This window comes from Actinophytocola sp., from assembly GCF_035634895.1.
GTDB lineage: Bacteria > Actinomycetota > Actinomycetes > Mycobacteriales > Pseudonocardiaceae > Actinophytocola.
Genome location: NZ_DASQCC010000226.1, coordinates 40,503 through 58,810, shown reverse-complemented (window position 1 = coordinate 58,810; position 18,308 = coordinate 40,503). Strand labels below are relative to the sequence as shown.

General features: G+C 70.1%; 14 protein-coding genes. 13 read left to right on the top strand and 1 reads right to left on the bottom strand.

What is annotated here, in order from left to right:
- Window positions 1–20: 20 nt before the first annotated feature.
- A complete protein-coding gene (locus VET29_RS35220) occupies window positions 21–863 on the top strand; it encodes an SAM-dependent methyltransferase (protein ID WP_324928961.1) in 843 nt (280 codons plus the stop codon).
- Between the two features lie 48 nt (window positions 864–911).
- Here the strand turns inward: VET29_RS35220 and VET29_RS35215 are convergent, their stop codons facing one another.
- A complete protein-coding gene (locus tag VET29_RS35215; RefSeq protein WP_324928959.1) occupies window positions 912–1,730 on the bottom strand; it encodes a PaaX family transcriptional regulator C-terminal domain-containing protein in 819 nt (272 codons plus the stop codon).
- Between the two features lie 87 nt (window positions 1,731–1,817).
- On the opposite strand from VET29_RS35215, the gene VET29_RS35210 reads away from it, so the two are divergent.
- From VET29_RS35210 to VET29_RS35155, 12 genes are all read left to right on the top strand, one after another.
- The gene (locus VET29_RS35210; RefSeq protein ID WP_324928957.1) at window positions 1,818–3,002 is read left to right on the top strand and encodes an ABC transporter substrate-binding protein; all 1,185 of its coding nucleotides are present in this window, start codon (window positions 1,818–1,820) and stop codon (window positions 3,000–3,002) included.
- The gene (locus VET29_RS35205) at window positions 2,999–3,778 is read left to right on the top strand and encodes an ABC transporter ATP-binding protein (protein WP_324928955.1); all 780 of its coding nucleotides are present in this window, start codon (window positions 2,999–3,001) and stop codon (window positions 3,776–3,778) included. The genes VET29_RS35210 and VET29_RS35205 overlap by 4 nt, the downstream gene beginning before the upstream one ends.
- A gap of 58 nt (window positions 3,779–3,836) precedes the next feature.
- Window positions 3,837–4,505: an ABC transporter ATP-binding protein gene (locus VET29_RS35200; RefSeq protein ID WP_324928953.1), complete on the top strand. Its 669-nt coding sequence runs from the start codon at window positions 3,837–3,839 to the stop codon at window positions 4,503–4,505.
- Window positions 4,495–5,346 (top strand): branched-chain amino acid ABC transporter permease, encoded by an 852-nt coding sequence (locus VET29_RS35195; RefSeq protein WP_324928951.1) that lies wholly within the window; start codon window positions 4,495–4,497, stop codon window positions 5,344–5,346. The genes VET29_RS35200 and VET29_RS35195 overlap by 11 nt, the downstream gene beginning before the upstream one ends.
- Window positions 5,343–6,287, top strand: coding sequence for a branched-chain amino acid ABC transporter permease (locus VET29_RS35190; RefSeq protein ID WP_324928949.1), 945 nt, complete (start codon window positions 5,343–5,345; stop codon window positions 6,285–6,287). The genes VET29_RS35195 and VET29_RS35190 overlap by 4 nt, the downstream gene beginning before the upstream one ends.
- Before the next feature lie 98 nt (window positions 6,288–6,385).
- Complete coding sequence (locus VET29_RS35185) at window positions 6,386–7,294, top strand: SDR family NAD(P)-dependent oxidoreductase (RefSeq protein ID WP_324928947.1); 909 nt, start codon at window positions 6,386–6,388, stop codon at window positions 7,292–7,294.
- A complete protein-coding gene (locus VET29_RS35180) occupies window positions 7,291–8,160 on the top strand; it encodes an amidohydrolase family protein (protein ID WP_324928945.1) in 870 nt (289 codons plus the stop codon). Before VET29_RS35185 ends, VET29_RS35180 begins: the two co-directional genes overlap by 4 nt.
- Complete coding sequence (locus tag VET29_RS35175) at window positions 8,153–9,640, top strand: long-chain fatty acid--CoA ligase (RefSeq protein ID WP_324928943.1); 1,488 nt, start codon at window positions 8,153–8,155, stop codon at window positions 9,638–9,640. The genes VET29_RS35180 and VET29_RS35175 overlap by 8 nt, the downstream gene beginning before the upstream one ends.
- The gene (locus tag VET29_RS35170) at window positions 9,637–10,089 is read left to right on the top strand and encodes a MaoC family dehydratase (RefSeq protein ID WP_324928941.1); all 453 of its coding nucleotides are present in this window, start codon (window positions 9,637–9,639) and stop codon (window positions 10,087–10,089) included. Before VET29_RS35175 ends, VET29_RS35170 begins: the two co-directional genes overlap by 4 nt.
- A gap of 58 nt (window positions 10,090–10,147) precedes the next feature.
- Window positions 10,148–11,122, top strand: a complete 975-nt coding sequence (locus tag VET29_RS35165; RefSeq protein ID WP_324928939.1) for an SPFH domain-containing protein — start codon at window positions 10,148–10,150, stop codon at window positions 11,120–11,122.
- A gap of 77 nt (window positions 11,123–11,199) precedes the next feature.
- Window positions 11,200–12,006, top strand: coding sequence for an aminoglycoside phosphotransferase (locus VET29_RS35160; RefSeq protein ID WP_324928937.1), 807 nt, complete (start codon window positions 11,200–11,202; stop codon window positions 12,004–12,006).
- Between the two features lie 106 nt (window positions 12,007–12,112).
- Window positions 12,113–18,277 (top strand): leucine-rich repeat domain-containing protein, encoded by a 6,165-nt coding sequence (locus tag VET29_RS35155; RefSeq protein WP_324928936.1) that lies wholly within the window; start codon window positions 12,113–12,115, stop codon window positions 18,275–18,277.
- Window positions 18,278–18,308 lie beyond the last annotated feature (31 nt).

Genomic DNA, 18,308 nt, shown 5'->3' with positions numbered 1-18,308 from the left:
AGAACGTAGGTGAGGACTCGATGGCAGCACCGACTTCGCCAAGCCAGGTTCCGGTCGGGGTGGACCCCAACCGGCCGAGTATCGCCCGGGTGTACGGGGGCTTCCTGGGTGGGAAGGACCTGTACGAGGTCGACCGCCAGGTCATGGTCAAGATCAACGAGGCGGTGCCGGAGGCGGTGGACATCGCCCGCGGCAACCGGGGCTTCCTGAACCGTGCGTGCCGCTTCCTCGCGCAGACGCGGATCAGCCAGTTCCTCGACTGCGGTTCCGGCCTGCCGACCGCGGAGAACACCCACCAGATCGTCCAGCGGTTCAACGACGAGGCCAAGGTCGTGTACGTGGACAACGACCCGGTGGTGCTCGCACACGGCCGTGCGTTGCTGGAGGACGACTTCCGGGTGCACATGGTCTCGGCGGACATCTTCCAGCCCAGGTCGGTGCTCGAGAACGAGGTCGTCCGCGCGAACCTGGACTTCACGCGGCCGCTGGTGGTACTCCAGGTCGGCACGATGCACCACGTCGAGGGCGACCACGCGCCGGAGATCATGCGGGAGTACGTCGACGCGCTGCCGTCCGGGAGCTACGTCGTGTTCTCGCACTTCTTCGACCCGCAGGTGCCGGAGCTGACCGAGATCGCCCGGCGGATCGAGAACATCCTGGTCAACGGCCCGATGGGGGCGGGCCGGTTCCGCACCCGCGACGAGATCCTGCCCATGTTGGACGGCCTGGAGCTGATCAAGCCGAACGCCCCGTCCGAGCCGGGACTGGCGGTCTGCGACGAGTGGTGGCCCGACGGCCCCCGCCTGACCCCGCTGAGCGGCGCGGCCCGCTGCATCGTGGGCGCGGTGGGCCGCAAGCCCTGACCCGCCCGGCCGCGGGTGCGAGTGCCCCGACCGGCGGCCCGTCGATGTTCACTCGGCCAGTGCCTCGTTCGTCGGCATCGTGTCGAGGAGGCCGGCCGCCAGGGCCGCCGCCGGGCGGGAGAGGCGGCCCTCCGTGTCGTGGAACGCCTTCTGTGCCGCGATGGCCGGCCAGTACTCGGGCAGGTGCCGGACCGGCAGCCGAGGATCCTTGCGGATCACCCGCAGCCACTCGGTGACGATCGACAGGTGGGCGGCCAGCGGGTCGTCCGGATGCGGCGGCGACTCCGTCCACCGGTCGAGGAAGACCCGGTAGCCCGTGGAGATCGTCACGAGGTCGTAGGCCTCCACGACGAGCTGGCCGACGTCGGTCAGCTCGTCGACCGTCGCGCGGAACACCCGCACGTGCGCCCCGAGTCCCAGCGACGCGACGATGTCGTCGACCTCGACGTGCCCCGGTGCGATCCACAGCCCGCCCTGCAGAGAGCCGAAACCCGCCCACGCGAGCTTCGAGCGCAGGTCGTGCCGCTGCCGCCGCCACGCCTCGGGCAGTGAGAAGCCGAGCAGCGTCCACGTGCCGTCCCAGTCGTCGTTGACCGCGCCGGTGCGCCAGATGCGGTCCTGACCGTCGCGCAGGATCTCGACGGCCCGTGGCGTCAGCCCGAAGTACATGCGCCGGCCCTGTTTCTGGCGATGCAGGAGGCCGCGGTTGACCATGCGCGTCAGCGTCGAGCGGGTCGCGTGCTCGGACACGCCGAGCCGGTCCAGCACGTCGATCACGCTGCCCGAGAACACGCACAGGTCGGTCCCGTACAGGTAGTCGCCCAGCAGCGTGAGCATCAGCGACTGAGGCCTTGGGTCGTCTGCCACAGGGAGCAATGTTAGGCAGTTTCTTGACGGCTGCAACCAAGACGCCTAACTTTGTGTGCGGCCACACGGCGCGTACGAGGAGGTACGGTGCGTCGACTTGTTATGTCCCTGGCAGCCCTTTCCCTTGTCGTGGCGGGATGCGGTGACGGCAACACAGCCACCTCGTCCGACGACCCCATCCGTGTCGGCCAGATCGTGTCGCTGACCGGCAACTACTCACCGCTCGGCGGTGAGAACAAGAAGTCCGTCGAGCTCGCCGTCGAGAAGGTCAACCGCGACGGCGGGGTGCTCGGCGGCCGCAAGCTCGAGCTGGTGGTCAAGGACGACAAGAGCCAGCCGGACCAGTCGGTGCTGGCGTTCAACGACCTGCGTGGCGACGACGTGAGCGCGGTCATCGGGTCGCCCTTCTCCAACTCGGCGCTCGCCACGATCCCGTCCGTCGACCGCGCGAAGATCCCCTACCTGTCGCTGACTCCCGCCGACGAGCAGGTGAAGCCCCTGCACCCGTACGTGTTCGTGGTGCCGGCGCTGGCGTCGCTGTACGGCGAGCGGATCCTCCAGTACTTCAAGGCGACCGGCGTGTCCACCGTGGCCGTCGCGCACGACACCAAGAGCTCGTACGCGGTCGCCGGCTTCAAGGGCATGCAGGACAAGGCCGCGAAGTACGGCGTGAAGATCGTGGCGTCCGAGGAGTTCCAGACCGACGCGACCGAGTTCGGCGCGGTGATCGGGCACGTCCGGTCCTCGGGCGCGCAGGCGTTCGTGGTGTGGGCGACCGGCGCCCCCGCGGTCGCGCTGACCAAGCAGTACGCCACGGCCGGCGTGAACGTCCCGCTCGTGCTGACCGGCGCGCAGGCGAGCAAGCTGTTCCTCGACCCGGTCGGCGCCGCGGCCGAGGGCGTGACGGTGGCCAGCTCGATCGGCCTGGTCGGCCCGGAGCTTCCTGACGGGGAGCAGAAGAACGCGATCTCCGAGCTCACCACGTCGTTCGAGAAGAAGTACGGCTACCCGCCGCCGCAGTTCGCGCAGGACGGCTACAGCGGGGTGAAGCTGCTGGTGGCGGCCATCGAGAAGGCGGGAAGCGCGGATCCGGAGAAGATCCGGGACGCGCTGGAGGGCCTGTCGCTGGTGACGCCGAACGGCAAGTACGCCTACGGCAAGGACAACCATGCCGGCCTGGGGCCCGAGTTCATCGCGATCACCAAGGTGACCCAGGGCGCGTTCAAGCCGACCGAGTGGGCCAGCAAGCAGCTGGCCGAGCTGGGTTCATGACGGGGACCGCCCTGTTGCTGCAGGCGGACGGGTTGCACCGTTCGTTCGACGGGGTGTTCGCCGTGCGCGACGTGGACCTCCATGTCGCGCACGGCGAGCTGAGGGGCGTGATCGGGCCGAACGGCGCGGGCAAGTCGACGCTGTTCGGTCTGATCGGCGGCCAGCTCCGCGCGGACGCGGGCAGGGTCGCCTACGACGGTGCCCCCATCGACCGGCTCCCGCCGCATCACCGCGCGAAGGCCGGGATCGCGGTGGTGTTCCAGGGGGCGCGGGTGTTCGCCGGCATGACGGTGCTCGAGAACGTGATGGTGGGTGCGCATGCCAGCACCCGCGCCGGGTTCGTCTCGGCGGTGACGCGGCTGGGCCGGCACCGCGGCGACGAGCGGGCGATAGCGCGTACCGCGCGGGAATGCCTTGCCAGGACCGGACTCCTGGACTGGGCGGACCGGCCGGCGGAGGCGTTGCCGCTCGGCCAGCAGCGGGTGGTGCAGGTGGCGCGGGCGCTCTGCGGACGGCCGAGGCTGCTGCTGCTCGACGAGCCGGCGTCGGGGCTGCGCGCGGCGGAACGCGAGCGGCTGGCGAGCCTGCTGGCCGAGCTCAAGGCCGAGGGGTTGACGATGCTGCTGGTCGAGCACGACGTGGCGTTCGTGACCCGGCTCGCCGACCGGATCACCGTGCTGGACCTGGGCCAGGTGATCGCGGAGGGCACCCCGGCGCAGGTCCGCGCGGACGAGAAGGTGGTCGCGGCGTACCTCGGCACGGAGGTGCCGGCATGACCGGGAGCCGGTCGCGCCCACCCCGCGACGATGTCTCTCGCGGGCGCGGAGGGCAGGCATGATCGACGTGCGGGACCTCGTCGTGCGGTACGGGCCGGCCACCGCGCTCGACCGGGTCAGCCTGCGTGTCGACGCCGGCGAGATGGTCGCGCTGATCGGCCCGAACGGCGCGGGAAAGTCCACTCTGGTCAACACGCTCTCCGGGATCCTCAAGCCGGCGGAGGGTTCCGTCGCGGTGCAGGGCCGGCTCGCGCACGTGCCGGAAGGGCGGCAGGTGTTCGGCGACCTCACCGTCGAGGACAACCTGCGCCTCGGTGGCCGCCGGTACCGGGAGCGGGACACCGCGCCCGTGCACGCGATCCTTCCCCGTCTCGCCGAGCTGCGGCACCGGCGGGCCGGCACCCTGTCGGGCGGTGAGCAGCAGATGGTCGCGGTCGGCCGGGCCCTGATGAGCCGTCCGGACGTGCTCGCCGTCGACGAGCTCTCGCTCGGCCTGGCGCCGCTCGTGGTCGCGGACCTCGTCAGGCACCTGCGGGAGCTGAACTCCCGCCGTGGCCTCGCCGTCCTGCTCATCGAGCAGAACGCGCGGCTCGCGCTCGACCTGTGCACGCGGGCGTACGTGCTGGAGGCGGGCCGCATCGTCGCGGAGGGCTCGTCGAGCGAGCTCATCGCGGACGAACGGGTCTCCGCCGCGTACCTGGGCGGGGTGGTCGCCGATGTCGAGTGAGCTCGCGGGCTACCTACTCACCGGGCTCGGCACGGGCTGCGGCTACGCGCTCGTCGGCAGCGGGCTCGTGGCCGTGTACCGGGTGACGCGCGTGGTCAACTTCGCGCAGGGGGCGTTCGCGGTCGTCGGCGCCATGTGCGCGTCGTCGTTCCTCACCGCGCTGCCACACGGGATCGGCGAGCTGGCGGCCGTCGCCGTGGCCGCGGTGGTGGGGTTGCTGGTCGGGCTCGTCGCGACCGGCACGACACCCCAGTCCGCGTTGATCGTCACGCTCGGGCTGGCCGTGTTCGCGTACGCGGTCGAGGTGCTGGTGTGGGGCGACCAGCCGCGCTCGTTCGCCGGCCTGCCGGGTGCGGTGTCCATCGGGGACACCCGGGTGCAGAGCCACTACCTCCTGATCATCGGCGTCACGCTGCCGGTCTTCGCGGGCATGGCGTTGTTCTTCACCCGCACGGACACCGGCAAGGCGCTGACGGCGTGCGCGTCGAACCCTTACGCGGCACGGGTGATCGGCCTCGACGTGCGGCGGATGGGGCTGCTGGCCTTCACCATCGGCGGCGCCCTCGGCGGCCTCGCCGGCGTGCTCGTGACGCCCGTGCAGCAGATCACGTTCGACGCGGACGTCACGCTGATCGTCAACGGCTTCGCGGCGGCCATCCTCGGCGGCCTGACCCGCCCGGCAATCACCCTCGCCGGCGGCCTGCTGCTCGGCGTCACGCAGGCGCTCGTCGCGGGCTACGGCAACGCGGCGCACCAGACGGAGATCGCGCTGGGCCTGATGATCGCCGTGATGATCTGGCGCGCGGCCCGCCGGCCGGCGACACAGGAGGAACCGGCGTGAGAATCGTGCTCCTGGCCGCGGCCGCCCTGGTAACCCTTGCCCTGCCGGCGTTCCTGGACGGCGCTCAGCTCGGCATCTACATCCTCGCCGGCCTCGCCGCCATGATCACCGTCGGCCTGTCGCTGCTGATGGGCCAGGCCGGGCAGATCTCGCTCGGCCAGGCGTCGTTCTACGCGATCGGCGCCTACACCGCGGGACTCCTCGCCGTGCACGGCTTCCCGCCCCTGCTCGGACTGGTCGCGGCGCCGGTCGTCGCCGCCGCGTTCGCGACCGTCGTGGGCATCGGCGTGCTGCGCCTGCGTGGGCACTACCTCGCGTTCGCCACGCTCGCCATGCAGCTCATCCTCCTGTCGGTGCTGGCACAGTCCGACTGGGCCGGCGGCGCCATCGGCCTGCAGGGCATCCCCCGGCTCTCCGTCGGCTCGTTCGAGTTCGAGGACGACATCCAGTACGCGTACCTGACGTGGGCCTGCCTCGCGCTCGTCCTCCTGGTCGCACGCAACCTCGTGCGGTCGAGGCCCGGCCGGGGGCTGCGGGCGCTCGCCACCAGCGAGGTCGCCGCGGCCGCCAGCGGGGTGCCGGTCGGCCGGTACCGGCTCGCCGTGTTCGCGCTGTCCGCGGCGTTCGCCGGCCTCGCCGGCGGGGTCTACGCCTACTACCTCGGCTACCTCGGCCCCGGCTCGTTCCCGGTGCTGCTGTCGGTCGAGTACGTGGTGATGGCCGTCGTCGGCGGGCTCGGCACGCTCGCCGGCGGTGTGGTCGGCGCGGTCGCCATCACGCTGCTGGTGCAGACACTGAACGACCTGGGCACCCAGCCCGGCATGCCGAGCTACGCCCCGAGCGTCCTGTCCTACGCGGTCTACGGGCTGCTGCTGGTGCTCGTCGTGCTGTTCCTGCCGCGCGGCATCGTGCCCGCGCTCACCCGGCGGGAGCGATCGTGAGGACCGCTCGCGCCACGCTCCCGGGCCTGCACTGAAGGCCATCCCTTCGGAGGCCCGAAAGTCCTTCGGTGCCAACGACATCAGTGAGAGGAGAACCAGTGGACCTGAGCGGACGGGTCGCGATCGTGACCGGCGCTGGTCGCGGGCTCGGTTTCGCGTACGCGTCGGCACTCGCGGCCGCAGGCGCGGCCGTCGTGGTGAACGACGCGGACGGCGGCGCGGCCACCGGCGCGGTCGCCCAGATCGCCGGTGTCGGTGGGAAGGCCGTCGCCGAACCGGGTGCCGTCGGTCCGGCGGCCGTGGCCGACCGGCTGGTCGAGCGGGCCGTCGCCGAGTACGGCCGGCTCGACGTGCTCGTCACCAACGCCGGCGTGCTGCGGGACCGCATGCTGTGGAAGATGTCCGACGACGAGTTCGACACCGTCCTCGACGTGCACCTGCGCGGCACGTTCACGTGCGTGCGGGCGGCCGTCCGGCACATGCGTGAGCAGGGTGACGGCGGCCGGGTCATCGTCGTCGGGTCGCCCGCCGGGCAGCGCGGGAACATCGGCCAGACCAACTACTCCGCGGCCAAGGCCGGCATCGTGGCCATGGCCCGCACGTGGTCCATGGAGTGCGCGAAGGCGGACATCATGGTCAACGCGGTGGTCCCGGTCGCGGCCACCGCCATGACCTCGACCATGCCCGCGTTCGCGCCGCACATCGAGGCGTGGCAACAGGACGGGACGCCACTGCCGGCGTGGCTGCGGGCCGGCGAGGGCTTCGGCACGCCGGCGGACGCGGCGGGGCTCGTCGTGTTCCTGGCGTCGGCCGAGTCGCACGGCGTCACCGGGCAGGCGATCGGCATCGGCGGCGACAAGCTGTCGCTGTGGTCGCACCCCGAGGAGATCGCGGCGTCCTACGCCGAGGGCGGCTGGAGCCCGGACGCGATCGCCGCGACCTGGCCGACGACACACGGCAGGGTCCGGCAGTCGGTCGGGATTCCCCTGCCGGAGCAGCCGTCGTGAACATCGCCGACCTGGTCGCCGTCGACGTGCACGTCCACGTCGAGGCCGGCGCCGACGGGCACGTGTCGCTGCCGGAGGAGCTGCTGGCCGGCTCGGCGGCGTACTTCAAGACCGACAAGCGGACCGCGACGGTGCCGGAGGTCGCCGCCTACTACCGGGAACGGCGGATGGCCGCGGTCGTGTTCACGGTGGACTCCCAGACCGCGACCGGGCACCCACCCATCCCGAGCGAGGAGATCGCGGCGGAGTGCGCGGAGCACGCGGACGTGCTCATCCCCTTCGGCAGCGTGGACCCGTGGCGGGGCAAGGCGGCGGTCCGGCAGGCACGCACGCTCGTCGAGCGGTACGGCGTGCGGGGCTTCAAGTTCCACCCGAGCGTGCAGGCGTTCCACCCCAACGACCCGACCTTCTACCCGCTGTACGAGGTGCTGCAGGAACACCGCGTCATCGCGTTGTTCCACAGTGGACAGACGGGCATCGGCGCCGGGGTACGGGGTGGCGGTGGGATCAGGCTCAAGTACGCCAACCCCATGGCCGCCGACGACGTGGCCGCCGACTTCCCGGACCTGCCGATCATCCTCGCGCACCCGTCGTTCCCCTGGCAGGACGAGGCACTGGCGGTGGCCACGCACAAGCCGCTGGTGCACATCGACCTCTCCGGCTGGTCGCCGAAGTACTTCCCACCACAGCTCGTGCGGTACGCGAACACCCTGCTGAAGGACAAGGTGCTGTTCGGGTCGGACTTCCCGGTCATCACGCCGGACCGGTGGCTCGCGGACTTCGAGAAGCTCGACATCAAGCCGGAGGTGCGTTCCATGATCCTCAAGGACAACGCCGTTCGCCTGTTCGGGTTGGACCATGCGTAACAACGGGATCGGCTCCTGGACGGCACGCAGAGCACGCATGTCGCCGGACCGCGTCGCGGTCGTGCACGGCGACGAGTCACTGACCTACCGGCAGCTGCACGAGCGGGCCACCCGCGTCGCACACGTGCTCACCGGCCTCGGGGTGGCCGGCGGCGACCGGGTCGCCTACCTCGGGCCGAACGAGCCGGCGTTCCTGGAGACCCTGTTCGGCACCGGCCTGCTCGGCGGGATCTTCGTGCCGCTGAACACCCGGCTCGCGCCGCCCGAGCTGGCCTACATCCTCGAGGACAGCGGCACCTCGGTGCTGGTGCATGCCCCGACCCACGCCGAGCACGCGGCGTCGTTGCGGGACAAGGTGCCCCACGTGCTCGACCACGAGGCCTACGAGCGGCTGGTGGCGGACGCGCCGGTCGACCCGACCGACGAGACGGTCGACCAGGACGACGTGGCCGTGATCATGTACACGTCCGGCACCACGGGCCGGCCGAAGGGCGCGGCGCTGTCGCACGCCAACGTCCACTGGAACACGATGAACCTGCTGATCGACGTGGACCTCGCCGGCGACGAGGTGACGCTCGTGAACGCGCCGATGTTCCACGTCGCGGCGCTCAACCAGACGGTGCTGCCGACGCTGCTGAAGGGCGGCACGGTGGTGCTGGACTCCTTCGACCCCGCCCGCACGCTGTCGACGATCGCGCGGTACGGGGTGACCTATCTCTTCGGCGTGCCGGCGATGTTCCAGGCGGTGGCGGCGACGGCGGAATGGCCGGCCGCGGACCTGTCGTCGGTGCGCACGATGATCTGCGGCGGCGCGCCGGTGCCCGAGAAGGTGATCACGACCTACCAGGAGCGCGGTCTGGTGTTCCTGCAGGGCTACGGCCTGACGGAGTCGTCGCCGAGCGCGTTGTTCCTGCGTGCGGCGGAGAGCGACCGCGTCGGCTCGGCCGGCACGCCGTGCTTCTTCACCGACGTCCGGGTCATCGACTCCGACGGCGAGGACACGCTACCCGGCGAGCCGGGCGAGGTGATCCTCCACGGCCCCAACGTGATGACCGGCTACTGGGGCAAGCCGGACGCGACGGCGGCGGTGCTGTCCCCGGACGGCTGGCTGCGCACCGGTGACGTCGCGGTCGTGGACGAGGACGGGTTCCTCTACATCCGCGACCGCATCAAGGACGTGATCATCTCCGGCGGCGAGAACATCTACCCGGCCGAGGTGGAGGACGTACTGCACAAGCACCCCAAGGTGGCCGACTGCGCGGTGATCGGCATGGCGGACGAGAAGTGGGGCGAGGTCGGCCGCGCGATCGTGGTCGCGCGTGAACCCGTCGCACCCGAGGAGCTGATGGCGTTCCTCGACGGCCACATCGCACGTTACAAGATCCCGAAGTCGGTGGTGTTCGCGGACACGCTGCCACGCACGGCCTCGGGCAAGCTGCTGAAGAGCGCACTGCGCAAGGACTACGGAGCGAACGCATGAAGGTGCAGGGGATCGCCGGGCTGCTGGGTCTGGCGGGCACGACGCTGGGCCCGACCGACTGGCACGGGGTGCCCCAGGACCAGGTGAACACGTTCGCCGACGCGACGGGCGACCACCAGTGGATCCACGTGGACCCCGAACGTGCCGCGGCCGGACCGTTCGGCGGCACGATCGCGCACGGCTACCTGACGCTGGCGCTGATCATTCCACTGTGGACCTCGCTGCTGGAGATCGAGAACCTGGGCATGGGCGTCAACTACGGCCTGAACAAGGTCCGCTTCCCGGCACCGGTCCCCGTTGGTGGCAAGATAAGGCTGACGGCCCACATCGCGGCCGCGGACGCGCTGGACGAGAAGAGCGCCCAGCTGACCGTGGACTTCACGATGGAGCTGGCCGGCAGCGAGAAGCCGGCGGTGGCCGCTCAGGCGTTGTACCGCTACTACGCCTGAGCTCAAACCGGAAACCTCCGCTGTCCGCCGGCCGCCTGGTACGGCGACAATCGCAACCATGTCCCGGTTGCGCGCCATCCTCGTGTCCGTCCTCGTGCTCGCCTTCGCACTGCCGGCCCTCATCGGCTGGTTCGGCGGCTACACGAAGACCGACGCGGGCGAGATCGCCGTCGTCCGCAACGGCGGCCTGTTCGACGACAACCAGATCCGGCAGATCATCGACCCCGCGTCCTCGCTGACGTGGACCGGTTTCTGGTCGACCGCGCACCGGTACCCGGCGCAGCAACGCTTCTACACCATCGCCGCCAGCGGCGACACCCACAACGGCCAGCGCGCCGGGATCGACGTGGTCACCGTGCCGTCCAGCGACGGGGTCGGCATGGGGATCGAGGGCACCTTCTACTTCACCCTCAACCTCGACCACGACTCGCTGCGGACGTTCGACAGCAAGTTCGGCACCAGAACCTTCCGCGGCGCGGACGGCGAGTTCCGCTACGCGTGGGACGGCGACATCGGCTGGTCCAGCTTCCTCGACCAGATCGTCCGGCCGGTGATCGACAACGCCATCCGCGAGCAGGTCAACGGCGTGCGCTGTGCCGAACTGGTGTCCAGCTGCGCGCTGGTGCAGAACCAGACCTCGGCCAACCCGCCACCGGCACTGGCCGGACAGCCCAACAACGCCAACATCAACAAGATCCAGGACGCCATCGTCTCGACCGTGCGCACCGACCTACGCCGCAACCTCGGCGGCGACTTCCTGAACGACATCAAGTTCATCCTGGCCAAGGTGACCCTGCCGCAGGCGGTTCAACAGGCGGTGGACAACGCACAGGCCGCGTACGCGGCGGTCAGCGAGTCACAGGCAAGAGCGACCCAGGCCCAGGTCGACGCCCAGGCCAACGAGCAACGCCAGCGCGGCTACAACGCCTGCCCGGCCTGCGCCCAGATCGACATCATGAAGGCGATCCCGTCCAACGTCACGGTCTACGCCCCGGGCGCGAACGCCTCGGTGCCACTCACCGCCCCACGCTAACGCCGGCGCACCTGACGAATGACCAACTCGGCGTGCCCCACGTCGCCGTGGCGACGAATATGGGAGCCTCTCGACTCGTGGCGACGACACGTTTGCGGGAGGTTCCAGAGCCCGTCCACACGGCGATCGACGACCGGGTGGACGGCACGATCCTCGCGATGGACACCGTGCGCGGCGGGCTGAACAGTGAGATCGCGGTACGAGTGCGGACCAGCGCCGAAACGATCTTCGTCAAAGGGCTGCGTACCGAGCACCGTCGCGTGTGGACCCAGGAACGCGAGGCCGAGATCGGCCCCTTCGTGCACGCAGTCGCGCCACGCGTGCTCTGGCAAACCGTCGAGGCGGACTGGAACCTGGTCGCGTTCGAACACGTCGACGGCCGCCACGTCGACTACTCCCCGACCTCCCCGGATCTGCCGCTGGTGGTCGACGCCCTGGAGTCTCTGGCGGCGATCCCGTGCCCGGACCTTCCCCTCCGCGTGGCCGAGCAGCGATGGGCCGCGTACGTCGACAACGAGTCGGTACTCGAGCGGTTCCGCGGCAATGCCCTGCTGCACACCGACTTCAACGACCAGAACATCCTGATCGCCGACGGTCGCGCACGCCTCGTCGACTGGGCCTGGGCGACACGTGGCGCCCCATGGATCGATCCCGCGCTGTGGGTGATCTGGTTGATCTCCGCCGGCGGTCACTCACCCAGCCAGGCCGAGGCGTGGGCCGCACGCACCAGCGCATGGCACACCGCACCCGACACCGCACTGAACGCCTTCGCCGACGCCAACGCCGCGTTGTGGCACGAGATCGGCGGCAACGAACCAGACCCCTGGACAACCCGCATGATCACGGCCGCCGACAGCTGGCGGGCGTATCGAGCCGGCCGTTAGCCCGCTCGAACCCGAGGACAGGGGCCCTCACGACCGCGGCGCACGCATGCCAGGACGCGTCGCGGTGCCCCGTATCGGTCAGCCCTCCGTAGGCGATTATCACACCATGGTGACTGAGGTGGAGGAACGGATCGCGACGGCGCGGAGTGGGGACGGCCGGGTACTCGACCTCTCCGGGCTGGGGCTGACCGAGCTTCCCGGGCAGCAGGACCTGAGCGGACTCGCGAACCTGACGACTCTCGACCTGAGTGGCAACCAGTTGACCACGGTGCCTCCCTGGGTGGGCGAACTGCCCGGCCTGACCACACTCAACCTCGCCGAGAACCGGCTGACCGCGCTGCCCGACACGCTGCGGCGGCTCGCGGTGCTGACCGAGCTCCGGGTGGACAACAACCGGCTCGGTGTCGTGCCGGAATGGATCGGCGAGCTGGCCGGGCTGACCTGTCTCAACCTCAGCTGGAACAAGCTGTCCGGCATACCGGAGAGCATCGGCGGTCTCGCCGCGTTGACCGAGCTGTACATCGGGGGGAACCGGCTGGCCGAGGCACCGGACTGGCTGGGCACCCTTTCCAGCCTGACGCACCTCTACCTCGGCGACTGCGGCATGACCGGGCTGCCGGAGTCGCTGGGCGCACTGACCGCGTTGCGCCATCTCTACATCGGGGGGAACCGGCTCAGCGAGGTGCCGGGCTGGATCCGTGGCCTGCCGGCGTTGTCGGCGCTGGAGCTGTACGGCAACCGGTTGGCCGAGGTGCCGGAGTGGCTGGGCGAGCTGACCAGCCTGACGATCCTTCACCTGTGGGACAACCAGTTGACGGCCCTGCCGGCGACCATCGGCGACCTGACCGCCCTCACGATGCTCGCCGTCAACGACAACCGGCTGACCGTGCTGCCGGACACCCTCGGCGCCCTGCCCGCGCTGACCGGTCTCTACCTCGGGGGCAACCGGCTGGCCGAGGTGCCGGACTGGGTGCGGAACCTCACCTCGCTCACCACGCTCGGCCTGCACGACATCCGGCTGGCCGGAGTGCCGGACTGGCTGGCGGAGCTGACCGGGCTCACCCAGCTCGGCCTGGCCAACAACCGGCTGACCGCGGTACCGGACGCGATCCGGCGGCTGACCTCGCTGACCGAGCTCGACCTGAGCAACAACCGGCTGACCGCGGCGCCGGACTGGCTGGCCGAGCTGACGGCCCTGACCACCCTCGACCTGAGCGGGAACTGGCTGACCGCCCTACCCGGCACCATCGGTGGCCTCACCGCCCTGACCACGCTCCAGGTCAACGGGAACGGGCTGACCGAGGTCCCCGACGGGATGCGCCACCTGACCGCGCTGACCGCCCTCCACCTGAACGACAACCGGCTGACCGCGGCGCCGGACTGGCTGGCCGAGCTGACGGCCCTGACCACCCTCGACCTGAGCATGAACCGGCTGACCGAGCTGCCGGACCTGGCCGCCCTCACCGCCCTCACCGTGTTCTACGTGGGTGAGAACCGGTTGACCGAGGTGCCCGGCTGGATCGGCGCGCTCACCGGTCTGACGCATCTCCACGTCGGGCAGAACCCGTTGACCGGGCTGCCCGAGTCCCTCGGTGCCCACGCCGGACTGACGGGTCTCTACCTCCAGGGCTGCCGGTTGACCGAGGTACCCGGCTGGCTGCGGCAGTGCACCGCGCTGACCGACCTGTGGCTGAAGGACAACCAGCTGACCACGGTCCCGGACTGGCTGCCGGAGCTGACGGCCCTGACGACCCTCGACCTGAGCGCGAACCAGCTGACGACGTTGCCGGACTCCTTCGCCGGCCTCGCCGAGCTGACCTCGCTCAAGCTCGACGGCAACCGGCTGACCGAGCTACCCGGCTCGGTGCGGGGGCTCACCGCGCTGTCCACGCTGGAGGTGCACACCAACCTGCTGGTCGCGCTGCCGGACTGGCTCGGTGAGCTGACGAGCCTGACCGTCCTCGGGCTGAACTGGAACCAGCTGAAGGCGGTACCCCGCGGTGTGCGTGATCTCCCCGAGCTGGCCGAGCTCTACATCGGTGGCAACGTGTTGGGCGAGGTTCCGGACTGGGTGGGGGAACTGGCCGGCCTGAGGGCTCTCGACGTCGGGAGCAACCAGCTGACCGAGCTGCCGGAGTCGTTGAGCGCACTCACCGAGCTGACCGACCTCTACGTCGGCGGCAACCAGCTGCCTGCGCCGCCGGCATGGGTGGGCGCCCTTCCCAGGCTGACGAACCTGGAGGTCTCCGGCTGCGTGCTGAGCGAGGTGCCGGCAGGCTGGGCCGCGCTCACCGCCATCAAACAGCTGTTCCTGGCCAACAACCTGCTCACGACGATCCCGGACTGGGTCCGCGAGCAGACCGACCTGACCGTGCTCGACCTGGAGAACAACCGGCTCGCCTCGGTCCCGGACTGGATCGGCGAGCTGGCGAGCCTCAACACGCTGAAGCTCGCCGGCAACCAGCTGACCGAGCTGCCGGACGAGCTCGGCGCGCTGACCGGCCTGGTCTTCATCGGTCTCAACGGGAACCTGCTGACCGTGGTCCCGGACCGCCTGCGCCACCTCACCTTCCTGACCGACCTCGGCCTCACCGACAACCCGCTGACCGAGCTGCCGGACTGGTTCGCCGAGCTGGCGAACCTGACGAGGCTGTCGATCAACAGCCCGCTCGTCGACACGGCGGAGAGCCTCGGCGCCGTGTCCACCCTGACCGACCTGCAGCTGGGCGGAGGGTCGCTCACCAGGCTGCCGTCCTGGCTGCGACACCTCACCGGCCTCACCGGCCTCAACCTCGCCTCCAACGGGCTGACCGAGCTGCCGGAGTGGCTCGGTGAGCTGCGGGCGCTGGCCTCCCTCGACCTCAACTGGAACGATCTCTCCTCGGTTCCGGACAGCCTGACCCACCTCCCCGCCCTGACCACGCTCGACCTGACCTGGAACGGGCTGACGGCACTGCCGGACCGGCTGGGCGGTCTCACCGCGCTGGCCTCCCTCCGCGTCGGCTCCAACAGGCTGACGGCACTGCCGGAGTCACTCGGCGAACTGACCGCACTGACCAACCTCGACGTCAGCTACAACAAGCTGACGGCACTGCCGGAGTCACTCGGCGAACTGACCGCACTGACCAACCTCGACGTCAGCTACAACAAGCTGACGACACTGCCGAGGTCACTGGGTGCGTTGACCGCGCTGACCGGCCTCAACATCGGCGCCAACCAGCTGACGGCGTTGCCGGAGTCACTGGGCGAGCTGACCGCGCTGACCAACCTCAGCGCGAACGACAACGAGCTGACGGCGTTGCCGGAGTCACTCGGCGAACTGACCGAACTGACCAACCTCAACATCTACGCCAACAAGCTGACGACCCTGCCCGACACGATGAGCCGCCTGACGGCGCTGACCTATCTCGACCTGAACGACAACGAGCTGACCGAGCTGCCCGAGACGATCGGCGAGTTCAAGGACCTGACCAGCCTCTCCCTCAACGGCAACCGGCTCACCGCGCTACCCGCCACGCTGGGAAACCTGGTCGACCTGCACCTCCTCAGCCTCTACAACAACGAGCTGACCGCGGTACCGGACGCGGTGGCCGGCCTCACCAACCTGACGACCCTCTACCTGTCGCGGAACCGGCTGACCGACGTGCCGGCGTGGCTGGGCACGCTCACCGCCCTGCGCGAGCTCACCCTCGGCGAGAACCAGCTGACGGAGGCGCCGGACGCACTGCGCACCCTCACCGAGCTGAACCACCTCTATCTCGGCGACAACCGGCTCACGGAGCTACCCGACTGGTTGGGTGAGCTCCCCAACCTGACCTACCTCGATCTCGGCGGCAACCGGTTGGCCTCGGTACCCGCGTCGTTCGCCGACCTGCCGGCGGGAGCCCTGCGGCTCGACGACAATCCGCTCGCCCCGGAGCTGGAGGCGGCGTATCTGGACAGCTCGGCGGAGCTGGAGCGGTTTCTCCGGCTGCTGAAGGCCGAAGGACGGCTCTTCCACCAGGCGAAGCTGGTCCTGGTCGGCGAGGGCGCCGTGGGCAAGAGCAGCCTGCTGGCTGCCCTGCGCGGCGAGGAGTTCGTCGAGGGCCGCGAGACGACGCACGGCATCGAGGTCAAGCCGTTTCCGGTGACGGCCGGCGACCTGGACATCATGCTCAACGCTTGGGACTTCGGCGGCCAGCCGGTGTACCGGCCGACGCACCAGCTGTTCTTCAGCCCGGCGGCGGTGTACCTCGTGGTGTGGCGGCCACGGGAAGGGCCCGAGCAGGGCTTCGTCGACTACTGGATCCAGCTGATCAAGCACCGCGCCGGCAACGCCGCCCGCGTGCACGTGGTGGCCACCCACGGCGGTCCGCGCAGCCGTGCCGCCTATCTCGACGAGGCGTCGCTGCGGTCCCGGTACGGCGACTTGATCGTGGGCTTCCACCACGTCGACAGCGGCAGCGGGCTGGGTGTGGACGAGCTGAAGGACGCCATCGCCGCGACCGCCGCCGAGCTGCCGCATGTGAGCCGCTGGTTGCCGGCGAGCTGGCAGCGGATGCGGGAGGCCCTGCGCGACGGCGGTGAGCCGTACCTGGACTACACCCGGTACGAGGCGATCGCCCGCGAGCAGGGGCTGACCGCGACGGCGGCCACGTCGCTGGCGAAGAACTCGAACGCCCTGGGGCACTGGATCTACTACGCCGACGACCCGGGGCTGTCGGAACTGATCATCCTCAAGGCGGACTGGCTGGCCACCGCGGTGAGCTACGTGCTGGACGACCTCGACACGATCAACGACAACGGACTGCTGCCGCACCGGCGCCTCCAGCAGATCTGGGACGACCCGCTTCGCGCGCACCGGTACTCACGCCGGATCCAGCTGACCTTCCTGCAGCTGATGGAGAAGTTCGACATCTCCTACCGGGTCGTCGACCTACTGGACCGGGACGAGCCGATAAGCCTGATCGCTCAGCTGGTGCGTGCCGACCGGCCCGACATGACGATGTGGGACACCTTCGGCACCGACCTCGTGGAGCAGACGCAGATCTGCGAGATCCTGGACGGTGTGACCGGAGAGCCGGTCTCGCCGGAGGGCCTGGCGTACCAGCTCATCGTTCGGTTCAACCGGTTCTCCCTCGGTCGCGACGACTACCGGCTGAGCACGCACTGGCAGAACGGGATGGTGCTCGACAACTCCTACAACGGTCGCGCGCTGCTCCTGATGGATCGCAACCGGATCTCGGTGCGGGTCCGTGCTGCGTACCCCCAGTTCTTCCTCCACCAGCTCACGGAGGACATCCGGCAGCACGTGCGGAGCTTCTGGAAAGGGCTCGAGGTCAAGATAAAGGTGCCGTGCGGCAAGACCTGTCCCGCGGGCTCCCCCGGGCGCGGGCTGTTCGACATCGACAAGCTGACCACCAGCCGCCGGGACGGGCGTCCCGCGTACCCGTGCATGGCGTGCGGTGAGTGGTCACAGATCGACGACCTGCTCCTGGGGGTCGGGTCATCCCCCGCCGACGAGCAACAGCGGCTGGTCGAGGCGGTACGCGAGGCGATCGAGCCCGAGTTCGCGCAGGTGCTCAACACCCTCGGCTCCCACAAGGAGGTGCTGACCGGCCAGCTCGACCGGCTGGAGAACTCGGTCCACGCGGCGATCAGCCAGGCCGAGGAGCAGCTCCGCCAGCTGATCCTCGCGCTGGACGACGAGGCCCGCGAGGGGCCGCGCCTGTTCAGCCTCGCCCCGCTGGACCCGACCTTCCGGCGGCCCGGCTGGACGATGCGCCGGATCCGGCTCACGCTGTGGTGCGAACACTCGCGGCTTCCGGTGTCCCTGCTCAGCAAGGACAACCCGGAGGCCGGCGTGTACGACATCGAGGTGCCACGCGACTGGCTCCTCCAGGCCGCGCCGTGGATCAGGGCGATCTCCGTCGTGGCCAGAAGCCTGCTGCCGGTCAGCGTCGCCGGCCTCCAGCTCGATCTCGACGACAAGCAGTGGAAGGCGATCGGCGAGCAGCTCGCCCTCGCCGAGAAGAGCCTGGCCGGGCTCGCCGATCTCGGGACCCGGCTCGACGCGGACGGACCGCCGCCGGTCGTCGACGGTCCGCGGGACGCCGAGCCGAACCATGTCGACGGCTCCGTGTGGCGGACCCTGCACAGCTTCCTTCGCGAGAAGGACCCCTCGTTCGGCGGGCTGGAGAAGGTCCGGGACCGCAACCGGTATCTGTGGGTGCATCCACGGTTCGTGGACCACTACCGCGCCTCGGTGCCGGAGATCCCGACGGGAGGCTGACGACCTCGGCCGCTGACCTGCGAAGACGCCT

Excerpts from the sequence above, each read along its gene's own strand:
- VET29_RS35170 (WP_324928941.1), top strand. The coding sequence starts at position 9,637 with ATGAAGGTGCAGGGGATCGCCGGGCTGCTGGGTCTGGCGGGCACGACG.
- VET29_RS35175 (WP_324928943.1), top strand. The coding sequence starts at position 8,153 with ATGCGTAACAACGGGATCGGCTCCTGGACGGCACGCAGAGCACGCATG.
- VET29_RS35165 (WP_324928939.1), top strand. The coding sequence starts at position 10,148 with ATGTCCCGGTTGCGCGCCATCCTCGTGTCCGTCCTCGTGCTCGCCTTC.
- VET29_RS35200 (WP_324928953.1), top strand. The coding sequence starts at position 3,837 with ATGATCGACGTGCGGGACCTCGTCGTGCGGTACGGGCCGGCCACCGCG.
- VET29_RS35205 (WP_324928955.1), top strand. The coding sequence starts at position 2,999 with ATGACGGGGACCGCCCTGTTGCTGCAGGCGGACGGGTTGCACCGTTCG.
- VET29_RS35195 (WP_324928951.1), top strand. The coding sequence starts at position 4,495 with ATGTCGAGTGAGCTCGCGGGCTACCTACTCACCGGGCTCGGCACGGGC.
- VET29_RS35220 (WP_324928961.1), top strand. The coding sequence starts at position 21 with ATGGCAGCACCGACTTCGCCAAGCCAGGTTCCGGTCGGGGTGGACCCC.
- VET29_RS35155 (WP_324928936.1), top strand. The coding sequence starts at position 12,113 with ATGGTGACTGAGGTGGAGGAACGGATCGCGACGGCGCGGAGTGGGGAC.